The sequence below is a fragment of the Clostridium sp. ZBS2 genome, assembly GCF_023845855.1.
GTDB lineage: Bacteria > Bacillota > Clostridia > Clostridiales > Clostridiaceae > Clostridium > Clostridium aquiflavi.
The window spans coordinates 141,717-157,747 of record NZ_JAMQIF010000010.1; the positions used below are offsets into that span (position 1 = coordinate 141,717).

The 16,031-nt window shown below is 26.1% G+C and carries 17 protein-coding genes and 1 pseudogene; 5 read left to right on the plus strand and 13 right to left on the minus strand.

Features of this window, described 5'->3' with window-relative positions; genetic code table 11:
• Positions 1-40 precede the first annotated feature (40 nt).
• The 3 genes from NG918_RS07050 to NG918_RS07060 form a co-directional block, all read right to left on the minus strand.
• Complete coding sequence (locus NG918_RS07050) at positions 41-871, minus strand: hypothetical protein (protein ID WP_252225484.1); 831 nt, start codon at positions 869-871, stop codon at positions 41-43.
• A 226-nt stretch (positions 872-1,097) separates the two neighbouring features.
• Complete coding sequence (locus tag NG918_RS07055) at positions 1,098-1,349, minus strand: MerR family transcriptional regulator (protein WP_252225485.1); 252 nt, start codon at positions 1,347-1,349, stop codon at positions 1,098-1,100.
• Between the two features lie 115 nt (positions 1,350-1,464).
• Positions 1,465-1,662: a DUF739 family protein gene (locus NG918_RS07060; RefSeq protein ID WP_035793886.1), complete on the minus strand. Its 198-nt coding sequence runs from the start codon at positions 1,660-1,662 to the stop codon at positions 1,465-1,467.
• A gap of 203 nt (positions 1,663-1,865) precedes the next feature.
• Here NG918_RS07060 and NG918_RS07065 point away from each other — a divergent pair, with 203 nt between their 5' ends.
• Both NG918_RS07065 and NG918_RS07070 read left to right on the plus strand, forming a co-directional pair.
• Complete coding sequence (locus NG918_RS07065) at positions 1,866-2,204, plus strand: helix-turn-helix domain-containing protein (protein ID WP_252225486.1); 339 nt, start codon at positions 1,866-1,868, stop codon at positions 2,202-2,204.
• A gap of 201 nt (positions 2,205-2,405) precedes the next feature.
• On the plus strand, positions 2,406-3,572 hold the full coding sequence (locus NG918_RS07070; protein ID WP_252225487.1) for a tyrosine-type recombinase/integrase: 1,167 nt from the start codon (positions 2,406-2,408) through the stop codon (positions 3,570-3,572).
• A 529-nt stretch (positions 3,573-4,101) separates the two neighbouring features.
• Here NG918_RS07070 and NG918_RS07075 read toward each other — a convergent pair.
• From NG918_RS07075 to NG918_RS17195, 4 genes are all read right to left on the minus strand, one after another.
• On the minus strand, positions 4,102-4,548 hold the full coding sequence (locus NG918_RS07075) for a hypothetical protein (protein ID WP_252213903.1): 447 nt from the start codon (positions 4,546-4,548) through the stop codon (positions 4,102-4,104).
• Between the two features lie 261 nt (positions 4,549-4,809).
• Positions 4,810-5,103, minus strand: coding sequence for a type VII toxin-antitoxin system MntA family adenylyltransferase antitoxin (gene mntA / locus NG918_RS07080; protein ID WP_252225488.1), 294 nt, complete (start codon positions 5,101-5,103; stop codon positions 4,810-4,812).
• A 112-nt stretch (positions 5,104-5,215) separates the two neighbouring features.
• Complete coding sequence (locus NG918_RS07085) at positions 5,216-5,896, minus strand: RpnC/YadD family protein (RefSeq protein WP_502801309.1); 681 nt, start codon at positions 5,894-5,896, stop codon at positions 5,216-5,218.
• A gap of 27 nt (positions 5,897-5,923) precedes the next feature.
• Complete coding sequence (locus NG918_RS17195) at positions 5,924-6,061, minus strand: hypothetical protein (RefSeq protein WP_502801310.1); 138 nt, start codon at positions 6,059-6,061, stop codon at positions 5,924-5,926.
• Between the two features lie 428 nt (positions 6,062-6,489).
• Here NG918_RS17195 and NG918_RS07090 point away from each other — a divergent pair, with 428 nt between their 5' ends.
• Positions 6,490-6,690, plus strand: coding sequence for a YvrJ family protein (locus tag NG918_RS07090; protein WP_252225489.1), 201 nt, complete (start codon positions 6,490-6,492; stop codon positions 6,688-6,690).
• A 251-nt stretch (positions 6,691-6,941) separates the two neighbouring features.
• On the opposite strand, the gene NG918_RS07095 is transcribed toward NG918_RS07090, so the two are convergent.
• The 3 genes from NG918_RS07095 to NG918_RS07110 all read right to left on the minus strand — a co-directional run bounded on the left by NG918_RS07095 (position 6,942) and on the right by NG918_RS07110 (position 11,532).
• Positions 6,942-7,745, minus strand: a complete 804-nt coding sequence (locus NG918_RS07095; RefSeq protein ID WP_252225490.1) for a hypothetical protein — start codon at positions 7,743-7,745, stop codon at positions 6,942-6,944.
• A gap of 727 nt (positions 7,746-8,472) precedes the next feature.
• Entirely contained in the window at positions 8,473-9,015 is a 543-nt protein-coding gene (locus NG918_RS07105; protein ID WP_061313642.1) for an SUKH-3 domain-containing protein, read from the minus strand.
• Between the two features lie 1,311 nt (positions 9,016-10,326).
• A complete protein-coding gene (locus NG918_RS07110; protein ID WP_252225492.1) occupies positions 10,327-11,532 on the minus strand; it encodes a DNA-methyltransferase in 1,206 nt (401 codons plus the stop codon).
• A gap of 143 nt (positions 11,533-11,675) precedes the next feature.
• On the opposite strand from NG918_RS07110, the gene NG918_RS07115 reads away from it, so the two are divergent.
• The gene (locus NG918_RS07115) at positions 11,676-12,278 is read left to right on the plus strand and encodes a PDDEXK family nuclease (RefSeq protein WP_252225493.1); all 603 of its coding nucleotides are present in this window, start codon (positions 11,676-11,678) and stop codon (positions 12,276-12,278) included.
• A 50-nt stretch (positions 12,279-12,328) separates the two neighbouring features.
• Here NG918_RS07115 and NG918_RS07120 read toward each other — a convergent pair whose 3' ends face one another.
• The 3 genes and pseudogenes from NG918_RS07120 to NG918_RS16985 all read right to left on the minus strand — a co-directional run bounded on the left by NG918_RS07120 (position 12,329) and on the right by NG918_RS16985 (position 15,453).
• Positions 12,329-13,192, minus strand: a complete 864-nt coding sequence (locus NG918_RS07120; RefSeq protein WP_252225494.1) for an SIR2 family protein — start codon at positions 13,190-13,192, stop codon at positions 12,329-12,331.
• Positions 13,185-14,222, minus strand: a complete 1,038-nt coding sequence (locus NG918_RS07125) for a ParA family protein (protein WP_252225495.1) — start codon at positions 14,220-14,222, stop codon at positions 13,185-13,187. Before NG918_RS07125 ends, NG918_RS07120 begins: the two co-directional genes overlap by 8 nt.
• A gap of 271 nt (positions 14,223-14,493) precedes the next feature.
• Positions 14,494-15,453: pseudogene (locus NG918_RS16985) on the minus strand (phage replisome organizer N-terminal domain-containing protein).
• A 305-nt stretch (positions 15,454-15,758) separates the two neighbouring features.
• On the opposite strand from NG918_RS16985, the gene NG918_RS07140 reads away from it, so the two are divergent.
• Positions 15,759-16,031 carry a tyrosine-type recombinase/integrase gene (locus tag NG918_RS07140; protein WP_252225498.1) on the plus strand — a complete coding sequence of 91 codons (273 nt, stop codon included), beginning with the start codon at positions 15,759-15,761 and terminating at the stop codon, positions 16,029-16,031.

Below are 16,031 nucleotides of genomic sequence, written 5' to 3' on the forward strand. Positions count from 1 at the left end.
TAATAAAAGATACTAAAAATAAATTTATTATTTTATTTCACTATACCAACAACAACCCTCTTCCCAAAATTCCTTCCAACCTTCCAACATACTTTTTCTCAACCACACTTTTTTTAAATTCGTCATCAAGCATTATTTCAATAGTTTCTGCCCTTTCAATTATGTCCGAATCAGCAAACCATGTCCTATATGCAATATCACCAACTTCTTTATAAATCAACTTATGAATATCTGTTGGAAATAAAAGAAGAGGTAATTTAGTTTTCTTCCCTTCTTGTCCTTTTTTACATTCTTTTAATTCTTTATCATTATTGTTTGTGTATACCTCTCGGTTCCTTTGTAGTTCCTGCATGGTTCTAAAGTGGTTCTTGCACGGTTCTTTTGTGGTTTTTTCTTCTTCAAAATTATCCTCTAATCCATTGTTATTACTAGAGTTTTTAGTAGTTCCATTTTTCACTTCATTATCTTTAAAATTATTTTCACAAATATTATTATCTTGAAAATCATCAATTTTATGTGGTTCCAAGGCAGTTCCTTTTTCCTCATTATATCCTTGATAATCACCATATTTACTAACTTCAATGGTGGTTCCTTTGAAAGATTTAACCATATTTATCATTCCATCATTTTGCAATAAACCAAGGAATGTTCTTGCAGATTTTTTGCTAGTACACCATCTTTTAGCTAACTTTAATTCAGATGTATGAAAAGACCCTCTTCTTACTAAAATTATTTCATTACCAAGTGCAACCTTTTTATCATGATGATTTGCTTGAAGTAACATATCAATCCACCATCTTAGTTTTACTGGATCTTCCCATATCCAATGTTCTCTTAAATTTCTGTAAAGTTTTATCCATCCTTCACTCATATCTCAACACCTCTTTTAGAGATTGAAAACTTTTACATTAATTTTTCTATCTAAAACCCTCATAAATTAAATATTCATAAAATCACTTAAAAGCTTTTTTAAAAAACTTAACTCCAATCCATGTAGGGTTTTTGTCCCACTTTTTACATAACCTAATATATTCCTTAAACATTTTTAAATTCATAACCTCTCCTTTTAATAATTTTCTAAATTAAACTAAATTAACTTATCCTCTTCTTAATTCCTCATGAGTTTTGGAAATATTCTGGAGCCACTGATGAAATAATTTTCTGTCTACCATTATTTTTTTTCCTATTTTAAAGAATGGAAAATTGGAATTGTCTTTTGCTACCTCTTCTTGTAATGTATTTAATCCTATCCCCGATACATAAGAACACTCTTTAAGAGAATAGGTAAGTTTATCTTCTGAATCTTTTCTTTTTATTTCATCTAAAATTTCTTTTAATAATTCCTCCATAGCTTGTCCCTCCAATAAAATTAAATATTAATTATTTATATTATTTTCGCATTATATGGTATCTTATACATCATATAATCTATATCCACACCATGTTTTTTACCTATTAAGTAACTTATTTAGCAAAAAAAATATCTATTGGATTATCTATATCTAAAATTTCTATCATTTCTTCAATTTCATTAGATCCAAATATACCTTTATTAAATTTATTGCTTAAAGTCTTTGGAGAGATTCCAAGCTCCTTAGCTAACTTTTCTTGTGTATATCCTTTTGCTCTAATCCTTCCTTTTAATTCATTAATCAATATCATCTAATCACCTCTTCGTTACTTATTAAGTAATATAATATCTCTGTTGGGTATATATGTCAATACTTATTAAGTAACTTTTACCATTAATTAGGAAATATATGTTGCATATACAGAAACAAATGGTATAATAAGTAGTAAATTATATTTTTATTTTGTTTTTATAAAATATTCTATTGTAAATTATGAAAAGGATGATGGTGGCCATGGGATTAAAAGAAAATATAAAAAAAAGACGATTAGAACTAAATATGACTTTAGATGATGTTTGTAAAAAATTATCCATACAAAAACCAACACTTCAAAGATATGAAAGTGGCGTAATCTCAAATATTCCTTCTGATAAAATAGAAAAATTAGCAGTTATACTAGATACAACTCCAGCTAAATTAATGGGATGGGAAGAAAAAGAAGATCATACAAAAATATTATTATCAGATACTGAAAAATCCCTACTAAATAAATATAATTCATTAGATTATGTAGGAAAACATACCGTAGACACAATATTAGAAATGGAATTTAGAAGATGTAATTATAATTAATAAATTGTAAAATTTCTAATAAATAATAAAATTTAGCAAATACTAAATATATACTTTACTATATTTTTATAAAAATTTAAATTAGTGTTATTTCCTAGTTTAAATTTTTATATATTGTTTTAAGAATTAAATTAAATTTAAAGTTTAAAAGAATATATTACTATAAATATAAATACAAAATAAAAGATTGGAAGTGATTTTATGGCTGTAAAAACCAACTGTAAAAAAAACGGAATATCTTATTTTAGAGCTACTGCTTCAGTTGGTAGAGACAGTACTGGTAAATTAATACGAAAAGAATTCTATGGCAAAAGCAAGTCTGAAGCTGAATCTATGAGAGATGAATATCTACTAGGGATTAGGAATGGCTTAAATATAGATACTAAATCTATTATACTTGGAAAATTAATGTACACATGGCTTTTTGAAACAATTAGAGTTTCTGACAAAATAAAACCTACAACTTTTGAAAAATATGAAGGTTTGTACAGATTATATATAAAAAATAGTGATATATACTCACTAAAAATTTGTAATGTAAAAGCACTTCCAATTCAAAGATACTACAATAAACTATATGAAAAAGGGAAAAGCAGAAACCTTATAGAGAACTTAAATAAATTATTAAAGCAATTTCTAAATTATGCAGTTGATGAAGGTTATCTTGCTAAGAATCCTTGTATTGGTAAAAAAATAGTTATTCCTGGTGAAAAAAAAGCTAAAGAAGAAGTGCAACATTTTACTGATGATGAATTAAAAATTTTAAAAGAAAATTTAGCTAATAATCTTTATAAAGAACTAATACTAATAGCATTAGGAACTGGACTTAGAAGAGGTGAATTATTAGCTTTAACTTGGAGAGATATTGATTTCAAAAATAATTTTATAAAAGTAAATAAGTCATTATCAAAAGTTTATATAATTGAAGCTGATGGTTCTAAAGAAAGAAAACAAATAATACAAGTTCCAAAGACAAGGGGCTCAATAAGAGAAATTCCCTTTCCTTATAGTTTAGTTCCAATATTTAATGATCTAAAATTACGACAAAAGAAATATAAATTAAAATGTGGCTTATCTTACGAGAAATCTGATTATATATTTACAACATCAAGTGGTTCCCTAATTGACGTAACTAATCTATCTCATGCATGGGAAAATATACTCAAAAAAGCAGAACTTCCGCATAAAAAATTCCACGCATTAAGACATACATTTGCCACTAAGTTGTTTGAAAATGATGTTCCATTAAAAACAGTATCTGAACTTCTTGGACACAGCTCTATTGATATTACTGCTAATACTTATACACATGTCATCCCTAAAGAAAAAAGCATTGCTGTTGATAAATTGAATTATATTTTTAATTAGCTTATTAATTCATAAATGTCAAGATTAGAAAAAACATAAAATGTATTCTCTAATCTTGACCTTTATTATATTTAGTTAAATAACTTAATTTCTTTTATAAAACTTTCCCACACTTTTCCCACACTAGTTCTAAATAAAGATGAATTACCATAATGAACCATATGATTTAAATGGCTATTTTACTAACTTTGTAGATAATTATAAAGAAATATAAATTGTTATATTTCTTTATTTATGGAATCATGGGTTCGATTCCCGTATGGGTCACCATTTTATAAAGAATGACTTAAACACTAGGTTTAAGCCATTCTTTTTTTGTGCTTGTATATTGAGTTTTTTATATTTTACACCATTTTTACACCATAGTTTTTCATTATATATTATCAATTTATTTTTTCTATTAAAAGATGTGTGCTACTCTACTTCTTTTAATAGAAAGACTAGTGCTTTAAGAAAAATTTATATATATATTAGTATGAGTATGTAAATTAACCCTAAAGGTATTTTTTACCTTTAGGGTTTTGTTTTTTTACTCTAATAATCTTCCTTCTAAATATGACCATTTTAAATAATCTGGATTACTATAATAAACTGATGAATTAAAGTCTGAAATTTCATCACTTATAAATGAATTAAATACTTCAAATAAAACATCTGCTAAATTAGCTTTTTCTGAAATTATGCTTAATATTAATCTTTGATATACTTTTCCTATAGATTGAACACTTGGAACATTGTATTTACATAATCCAACTGTATCAAAGTTACCTTCTTGTATATTAAAATACTCTATTATTTCATCTGAAACTTGCTCAAATGATAGACAATGATTAACCTGAGCAATATCTAATTGCCTAGCTAATTCTTTCCTACCTAATATTTCAACAATTGTTGATCTTCTATTTTTGCTTTTTCTACTTATAAATTCTATAAGACAGCATACATAAAACAAATCATTTTTTTGAGTATCATTCATTAATAATTTCACCTCTTTCAAACTTAAGGCAATCAAGAACTTTTAATATCTTAAATGCATGAAATTCTCTATTCTATTATTTATTTTATCATATCTTTTAAGAACTGTAATTATACTTTGATTTAATAATATGCATGTAAATAAACCTCTAAGATTGACATCCTACCTTTAATGATTTTTACTTTAAATTACTAATTATATAACCTATTTATTTAACAATTTTATTTTCAATTGTTAAATAGAAAATAAACAATAATTTTATTAAATAATAATACTTCTACCCTCATCTATGACCTTAAATTGTAATGTTATAGGTGCAGATAAAAGGTTAATAGTATCAATATTATCAAAACCAAGGACTTCACTAATTCTACATGATATATCCATCTCATCCATGATACCAATTTTTTTGTCTAATAATAATGCAATATCAATATCACTATCTTCTGTTTGATATTCTGTTCCATATGAGCCTATAAACCATGCTGCCACTATATTATCATTAGATTTAAAATAATTCTTTAAATCATTTATTTTATGATCTATATTAACCATAACTTCACCTCTTTAACTCTAAAAATAAACTTTTACAATACATAATTTATTAGATTAAACTTCTTCCTAGTTCAGTCATTTTAATCTCTAATTTTAATTAATATTAACATAATTAATTATTACTAATTGCTTTTCTTATTATCTCTATTTTTTCAATAGATAAATCTGTCAATTCGCTTATTACTTCATTACTCATACCCTTTTTAATAGCTCTTTTTGCAGTCTCTATTGCATTTTCTTGTTTTCCCTCTGACTTACCTTCTTCAATTAAGCTCTTACCTAATTCTGTCATCTTAATCTCCTCCCTTACTTTATCTAAATCTTTACCGCTTAAAAACTTATTTGCAAAAGCATACAGAATTGACTCAACATCATATCTATAAGCCTTATCAATATCCTTAACAACTCTTATTGCATTTACTATCTTATCACCTTTACTAAGCTTTCCACCCATTATAGGCGTAAAAGTTAATACTATAATATCTTGCTTGCTAAGTTCTTCTCCTGATTTCATTTTATCTAGTATATCATTAAAGATTTTATCTCCATCTTTATTAGCCATTGAAATAGCATTAACTCTATATGAATTAATTCCACTTTCATATCCACTTAAAGGGCTTTTAATATCTCCTGAATAAACTACGTAAGTTACAACATCTTTTCCAGTTTGCATATTTAATAATGCTTCATATGTTCTAAATCTTCTTAAATCAGTAACACCCTTATTAGTTGTTTGGAACTCAAAATGTATATACGTATCATCTTCCATTAAGAAAGTATAATCCATAAACATGAGTGCAAGTCCAAATTTTATATTTGGTTACTTAAACTTACTCAGGGAACGAATGTGAGTCGAGTTTCCTATATTATCAAGTACCACAATCTCAGTAGATCCTGTGTCCTTAACTTTTTTATCTATTCCAAAGAACTTTAATCCATCTTCTGCAAATATATCCATAGCTCTCTTTAAGTAAGAATCAAAATCTATGATTTTGCTCTTCGAACTTACCCAGTGAACGTATGTGAATCGGGCTTCCTTTTATATTATTTTTATGTTTTATCAGTATTCTTAAAACACCACTTCTTACTTCAATTATAACCTATATTATTTATTTTATAAACTTAATAAAAAACATACTACACTATATTTTTAGTGAAAAATTGAGAGATGAGAATTAAAAGTTATAGTTAAAAGCTCAGCTTTTTTAATAAAACATATTTTTTAAAATTCCATCAAAAGAAATTTCTCCAACACTTTCCACTATCCATTCTCAACTACCTCTATTTCTAAACATATCCATTTTCATCTCTGTTATAAATCTTAATTTCATACATAGATGAAATATTATTTCTAAATCCATATATTCTATATAGGAGGTGATCTTAATGGATATTAATGAATTAGTAAGCCTTATCGGTAATGTTGGCTTTTCAGTAGCAGTAAGTGCATACCTACTTATACGACTAGAAAAACAACTAAACTCTTTAAGCGCTTCAATTAATAAATTAAATACCATAATTTCAACTAAACTTGGAGTTGTTATTGATACTAATAAATCCAATGATAATTCTAATAATGTTGCATAAAAATAAGGCAATAAACATATTTTTTAATGTTTATTGCCTTTTATAATGGTCATTTTGGACTGATATTATATCATCTAAAAATAACAATATTCAAGAGGTCAAAACTCTTAAGCAGTTTGAATATTTTTATTTTAGATTATACACAAGTGGTTGCCAAAATCACATTTATAGTTTGTCCTTATATTTAATTCTAGCATTGAAAACAAAACAAATATCACATCGATAAATTGGAATTTGTTTATCAAATAGTATTAATAAAAAATACGTATTGCCTCTCTATCATTTAGATAATAACCTTTTGCCTTTTTTGTGATAATTTCAATATCTTCATCTAACTTAATTAATTGACCACTCTCCAAGGTCTTATTATCCATTATTAAACCAAATAAAATTATGTCTATAATTTTCTGCATTACTTCTATTTCGTACTCTATATGTACCAGCTCTATTTCTAATTTATTGAATATATTTAATCCTGTTGTAAAAGCTCCTATTTTCCCATCTTCTTCTCTAACATAATTAATATTTATCCAATTTTCATATGGAAGATAATAATCATTATGTTCCAATGCGGCTTTCATAATGTTCATATAATTACGATAACTATTTTTTTCAATTATTAAGCCAGAATCTGCATTATACATACATATTCCATTAGACATTCCCATAAGTGAGCAACAGACTTGCGTAAATATAGAGCAAGTTTTAATCTGATTTAAACATTCATTTTTTAAAATACCAACAATCATAAATGCCTTATGATTGTTAACACATTCTTCTGCGTCTCTCCAAAATGGATTTCTTTTTGCAGCTTCAATTGGTGAATCATCTGGATATATTGCTTTCATAAATGAACATACAAACTGAATTTTATCTATATCAAAATTAACATGTGTAATCATATCATCACTTCTTATTTCTGCTTCTAATTTTATTCCCCAATCTTTTTCAAATATATCTATAAATGATTCTGGATTAAATTCAATATTATTAAACATCCCATACTGCACACATTTATATCCTTCTTTTTTCTTTCCTAATTTAAATAATTCCATTGCTAATCTCCTTACAAATTGCTATTTATCTTTCAATTAATTATATCATATTTTGTAAATATAGTAATTTTAATCAAATATATTTAAATAATTTGGATTATAACGGTACCTTCTTAACAATCTAACAATTGTTCCTTATACAACATTTTTTTCTTTAATACCTTTATAATTATTCTGTAGTATACATTTATTTAGCTATCTATAGAAGAGTGTACAGGTTCNNNNGAACCTGTACACTCTTCTATCTCATCATACGCAAAAAAATGATAACCATCACGAATTGCATATAAACGTAATGTAGCTGATGCTTCAACTCCAAATTCTTTCCCCTCATCTAAAGACATTAATATATCAAAATTCTCATTCGGAAATTTATCATTTAAGATATATTTCCAACATTCTATTGCAATTAATGCAACATTTAAAACAGCTAAAATATCATTATTATCTTCAAAACAAATATAAATTTCATTCCCGTCAAATTCATAATCAGTTAATTCCTTTCCTGAATATTCGCATAAAGACTTAGTATTAAATCCACAAAAATTATTTATACAATAATATGGTTCTCCTCTACTATTTATCCTTTTATAAATAGTAGGCGAAATTTCTTTTTTAAACTCTAATAAATCTATTAAATTTTTTTTTAGTTTTTGTTCTTTCAATTTCTCTAAATATACTTTCATGCCCTCGTTGATAATCATTTCATATTTCCTCCTTTAATTCATCACCACTTAGGTGCATGTAAATTATTTAAATCTATAACTATATCATGTAATTCGTATACCATAAATTCAAGAAAATTATTAAAAATTAATACGTCATCATCATAGTCATGTAAGCAATATAATTTTCCTGAAATACCTATAAAAATTTTAGCTTGATAATATATTCCCGAATCTCCAACACAAATATAATCTTCATCCGTACATCTGCTAATTAATTCAGCCCATTCATTTTCTTTATCAGAAATTGGATAAACTATTTCTCTAAAATTTTTATCAGTGCATAAACGGTTAGTAAAAAATAGAAAACTAAATGACTTTTTTGACAAAATGTTTTTTTTATCATCCATTACATAAAATGAAACACCTCTTTTTAAATCAGAAAACTCTTCTAAAAATTCTTTAGCACTTTTAAATAAATTTATATTATTTTCTTTACAACTTTTTGTAAATTGTGATATATCATTTTTTCTATTTTCATACCATCCAGCTTTTTCTAATATCTTAATAGCTTGTTTCTCCATAAGTATTCTGCTATTTTTCATTATTTTCACACCTTTTTATTCTTTAATAATTTATTATTAATAATCTCCATTTCATTATACCGTATTATGTAATTTTATATATTTGATTCTCACTATCTAATATTATGAATTATATAAACCTTTATGAAATATAGCTCTCAGAAGTCTTCATGTACTAAAAAGGTAACTCTTCTATTGATTAATAATGTCAATCTGCCCCAAAGCTCTGCTCCTTGACATTATTAACTTTTTTTATGATACAATCTTGATTTGCGAAACAAAGAATATGATAAAAGAAAATATAATTTAGGGGTGGCGGTCGGGGGAAAAATAGTACATGAAAACACTGGTTAAAATACGTTAAATTTAGTGCTATCAATTTATCGAATGCTAAGAATATTATGTTTAATGGTATAGGTGCTGCTCTCCTTGAACCTTCTTCTTTAGCACCAGCACTTATACCTGTAATAAGGAGATATATGACCTTACTTTATATAATTACTTACGTAGCAAAGGGTCTTTTATCTTCTGCACCCAATCGGGTACCTAAACATAGGACTAGATTAATCCTAGTGATTTCTTAGTATATATGAGGTTGGAGCTTGCCGGAAAACTCATATATGCTTAGAAATAACAGGTGATATCCTGTACTATTTTGGGTGATTGAATAGGTGCCACTAATAATTAAGTTAAATGGTATATACGGTATAGTAGTAATAACACTAATACTGATACTACTATTAACTACTTCACTACAAACTTATAAATAAAATATTTTATAAACTTTATATATAATCTTATAAACATAACTATCTATATAAAAATATTAATAACTAAGCACTTAAACAATTCAAATAATATATTAAATAAAAATAAGCATAGAGGAATACTTAGACAGTATATGAGATGTTCTTCTTTGACCCTCTTCTTTAGCACAGCTCTTATACTTTTACACGATATGTTTAAAGATAGTACAAAGGAATATAACAATTAAATATATATATACCATAAACGAAGTAGACTTCGCTTGGGATATTTATATTTAGGTTGTTTTATTCCCTGAAGAATATCATGCTTAATTCCAACTAAGTTTACAATCAAGGATTTTTTTATTTTTAGTAAATGTATCTTAAAAGAATAAAAAGGCATGTACATTTAGGTAAGCACTTTTTGCTGAAATTGTTACTAAACTGCTCAATTAAAGGAAGGAATTTTAATTCTTCCTTCCTCACATTAAAATATATCAATATATTCAAAAACTGTTTCCTTGAATACCTATATTTTTAGTATTTCCATCTAAAAAGCTTATATCCATGTTACTATAAATATATATTATTCATTTTTTTCATCAATATTTTTTTCTAGTTTTTCATATGTCCAAAAGTTATTTTTTACTCTTATTTTAACTTGGTCTTCTGTAAACAAAACATTACTACTATTTTCTATATCTTTTAATAACTTCAAGTCCATTGATTTATTATTAAATCTTTCTACAATGCTTTCTATACTGCCTAATTCACACCCTATCCAATTTCTCTTTAAATATTCAGCTACAACATATGTTGTTCCACTTCCACCAAAAGGATCAAAAATTGTATTTCCCTCATTTGATGCTAAAGATATTATCCTATATAATAATTTTACTGGTAATTCATTAGCCTCTCTATTCTTATATTTCTTGTGCCTTACAGGATTAATGTCCGTAAATATATCAGATAACGATAACCCATTAGGATTCAATCCCTTTTTCTTTCCACCATAATCTCTAATTTCTCCTCCACAATGTCTGCACGTTTGCATTGAGATTCTTTGTTTGTTAAAAACTTTAGGACGTTCACCTTTGATATAGTATAATAAAGAATAATGCTCAGGCTGTAACTTTTTCGCTACAGGCAATAATCCTTTCATTGAAATAGCTATCCAATGCCTAAAATTAGCATATTTGTTTAATATATTAGCCGTATATGTATTCCAATATGGAATATTATAAATAAATATTGCTCCACCTGGTGATAATATTCTTAAACATTCTAGTACCCACTCTTCAGTCCAGCCTATGTATTCCTGTTCAGATACATAATCATTTATTCCATCACCATATACCTTATTTAAATTAAACGGTGGATCCGCAAATACTAAATCCACTGATTCATCTGGAATACTTTTCATTACTTCTAAACAATCGCCCTTAAATAGCTTCCCATATGAGGTTTTAAACTGTTCTTTATTATCTGTGCTATGTTCCTCAATATTACTTTGAAAATTATTAGTTATTACTTCCGAATTTCTAGATATCCAATCTATTAACTTGTTGTCTATTATACCTAACTTTAATTTAAGTTCTAATTTAGAATATCCCTTAAAATCTAAAATCCTATTAAGTATATCTCCTTGTGGGAAAATCATTTTATTATTATAATACATTAATTTGCTAGCTTTTACATTTAATTGTTTTGCCATTAATTTCAAATCTTCCTTATTATAAATATTAAGTTCTTCAAATAATCTATTTACATGAAATTCATTATTAATTGACAAATTTATCACCTCTTAATACTATTTATTTTACCATAGATCCGATTAAATATAACTATTAAAAGTCTATATCCATCATTGTATTTTATTTACTTGTCCAAACAATAATTGTATAATATTGCTAAGTAAAAAAGGAGGACTTTTGAATGAAAATAACTAATATTGTTACTTTAATATCAAATGGCAAATTTTCTAATAGTGTTGAATATAAGAAAATAGAAAGTGATGTTTTTAATGCTATTTATAGTATGAAAAATCCTATTGGTAATGGAACTTTTATTTTAAATTCAGGTAAACACGCAAATGGTGTAAAACCGATAAAAAATACTTTCATATCTTATTTAGATCAGCATGGTTGGTATGATGAACGAAAAATAACTGATCCTGACATGAAAAAACGAAGAATTGACACAGCGCATAAAATAGGACAAACTAATACTTATTTTGGAGTTGAATGGGAAACTGGAAATATATCATCTAGTCATAGAGCTATAAATAGATTATTGCTTGCAATAATTGAAGGGAAATTATTAGGTGGTATGCTAGTTCTTCCCTCAAGAAAAATGTACTATCATTTAACAGATAGAGTTGGTAACTTTCAAGAGCTTGAACCTTATTTTAAGTTATGGTCTTTATTTTCTAACGAAATCTCTAACGGTGTTCTAAAAATAATAGAGATTGAACATGATGATATAAGTGATGATATTGCCCCTCTAAAAAAAGGTACTGATGGAAGAGCTTTAAAATAAATAATATAAAAACTAGCGATAATATGTAACTTAGCATATTATCGCTAGTTTTAATAAATACTACGCTCATTACGAAGCTCTTCTACCAATTCTTTTAGTTCAATTATATTTTCTTCCAAATTTTCATAGCTTGGCCCATATTCAAGAGAAGCTATATTATATGTATCTTTCCAATGCTTTATTAAATGTTTTGGCGTGCCTTCTTTTAATATTACATAATGAGGGCACGTTGAATTTGATGTATTGTTAATATTTTGTAATATTAAATTGATATCTGGATCATTTAAACTATATCCTAGAAATATTACTGTATTAGTTAAAAATAATGCATGTAATAACGAATAAAATTCGGGATATTTTGCTTGTGCTTCATAATATTGCTTTCCTGTAAATATTATATTGTCTGTATCATCTATTGTTCCATGAGCTTTAATTATAATTGACTCTGGAGATTTTATATTACTAATTATAGATTTTGAATTTCTATAGTCATCAACTATATATCCATCTTGATTACACAAATTCTCATATATTTTATCAAAGTTTGTTGTTATAACTATTTTACTATCTAAAGCTTTTATAGACTTATGTACTTCTGAAGGTAAATATCCTCCTCTAGCATATGTATCCTTTAAATATTTATTATATGCTCCAGCATCACTTAAATCATATATAGCTTGTAATGCCATTAAATAATTTTCTTGTTTTATCATATCATCTATAAATTTTTTATCCTCTTCTGTTGGTGATTGAATTAATTTCTTTATTTCTTCTATAAATTTACTCCATATAGGTGGTTTGTTTTCATTAATATTTTTTGAAGTTGCAGATATTCCTGATCCTAAAAATATAATACATCTTCTATATGCTATTTCTTCAATTAGATTTGCTGGCCACTCTATTTTCTTAGTCATTACTTTCACCAACATTCCTTAAAAAGTTAGCAGCTATTTTCTCCATAAAATCTTTATATTCATTCACACTACTAGTTTGATTTCCTCTTAACCCACTCTTATATGATAACTCAAAAATAGGCATATTAGATGTTTGCGATAGCGGTATTATACTATATACATATGGTATATCTCCAAGTTTTATATCGTCATCACATAGTCCATTTTTTTTGAAACTACTCAAATGTTTTACTATTTCACAATTTATATTCTGTATTACTTTTTCATATGCTTGAGTAGGTCTTACACCAGACTTAAATTTTCTTTTTGAATATTGTTGAACTGAATATCCTATGAACTTACAACTATTATCAATATTATTATTAATAAGATATTCTTTACAGAATTCATTTGTGAAATTTTCATCCATTTTGCTAAGATTAGATAATGCATCTTTATAAAATTCCATCCATCTATTCATCCATTTAGCAATATTTTCTATACCCAATAAACTAAATATATCTGAAGCCATTGGGGTAATAAAGTATTCAGAATTCAATAAAATACTTCTATTTAAAGCACCCAACGAAGGGCCAACATCTAAAAATATATAATCATATTCTTGAAAAAAACTCTTTAATTGATTTAACCAATTTAACCGTCTTAAATCTCCTTTATCTTTACCTATAGCTCCAGTCCAAGATTTACTCATTAAATCATCAATTATAGATAGATTAGGATGACCTGGAATCAAGTCAATTTTAAAATTATTTTCATATTCTTTTATAGGAATATCAAATTTTTTTAGAATTGGTTCTCCTGCATCCATCAATTTAAAAAAATCATATATAGTTTTTCTACTTGATTCTGGTCCATAAAAATCTCTCCATTGCTCTTCTGGGATTATAATTTGTGTTGAATTAGACTGTGGATCTAAGTCAACTAACAATATTCTTTTATTTTTATAAATACTAAGGTAACTTGCCAAATTTACAATAGTTGTTGTTTTTCCTACCCCGCCTTTATTATTAAAAAAAGTAATAACCTCCATTTATACCTCCATTGTTATGATAATCTATATTTGTTAAAATTTAATATATCAATTCTAATTATATACTAATTTCTAATTATATAAAATATATTAAACTATTATAATAATTATTGTATTTATTTAGGTTATTACTCTTACTAGTTTATTTTTTATTACACTTAATTGCTTCAGTTTCATCTAATTCATTAATTAGATCTAATATATTATCAAAATTACTGTAGTGTATATTATTCTGATTCTATTAAAGTTCTAATTCCCTAATATATTTTAGTCACCCTATTTCTTCTTCATCCCACCCAAGCAACTTCTTCTCCAAAGAATCATAATCATATTCCCTAGCTTTAAAATTATCAAATTTCAATCCTGAGCCACTCTTATTATTACATCCAATTTTATCACTTGGATAGCCTTCTTTTTTCCAGTTTTTAAGTATTCCATTGATGTATGTCATATTAGCTTTATTTACTTCTAATGCTTTATCTATAGCCATTTTCACATGATTAAATCCATGTTTAGAAATAGCTAATTTAATTGCACTCAAATTAAGCCCTCCTGTTATTCCAGTTATATTTTCATAACGTTTCAGCAGTTCAGCAGCTTGTAAATTAATATCTTGTTTTTGTTGAGATAGTGAGTTAGTATTATTACTCTCTTTCTCTCTATCTATGATAGAGTTCTTATTCTTCTTCTGGTTCTGATTCTTACTCTCTCTCTTATTCTGTTCCGTTACTGTAACGTTATTTTCATTTTCCATAACGTTATGTTTTTCTTGCATAACATTACTCTCTATATTATCTGAATTTTGGACACACTCATTTTCTTCACTCTGTAACTTACTTTCTTTTTCTTGTGCTTCATCTTCACTAGCTTTTTCAAGTAATTTTTTCTTTTCTCTAAACCTTTTAGCTCTAGTTTTATTTTAAATTCTTACCTTTTCCATGCCTTCAACATTTTGATGCTTATCCCAATTTGTAATTTTAATAAGATTCTTCTCATCTACTTCTATCATTCCAAAATCTTTTAATGTTTTTAGGGCAAGCCTAATAGAAGTAAGTGGTCTACAAAATATTGTTGATAACATTTCATCAGTATATGAAATATTATCACTTAAAAATATAAAACCATTACAATTAGTTTTACCAGCTTGTACTAATAATCTAATCCAAATATAATGAATCGTATCTCTTTCTGGCATAGCATCTATTAATCTAATTTTTTCATCTTCAAACATATCAGTAGTTATCTTAATCCATTTAATATCTGACACTATTTTCTTCCTCCTCAAACTTATAAAACTTTTTAAACTGTACTAATCCTTTAAAAGATGGAGTAAATTTAATAAAATCACATATCAATATATAGTATCTAAATATTTTAAAATTCATATCATAGCTCCCTATGTTCTAATGATATTTTTTCTAACCATTCATTTAACATATCTCTATTAATTAATACCTTAGCTCCAACTTTAAAATAAGGAAAATCTGTATTTTGTCTATTAATTAATTCTCTTATTTTTTCTTTTCTAACATAGATATGCTCTTTTTAACTGAGAATGGTGAATTTATTGATGCAGGTAATATTGATAAAAGTTGGATTTATTTTTTAAAAAGATGTAAAGTTAATCATTTAAAATTTCATGCATTAAGACATACTTATGCAACACTACAATTTGAAAATGATATTCAGCTAAAAACAGTATCCAATCTTCTTGGCCATGCTAACATTGAAATGACAGCTAATGTATACACTCACGTTTTGAAGAGGGAAAAAGCTAAAGCTGTTGATACATTGGATTTACTTAATTAG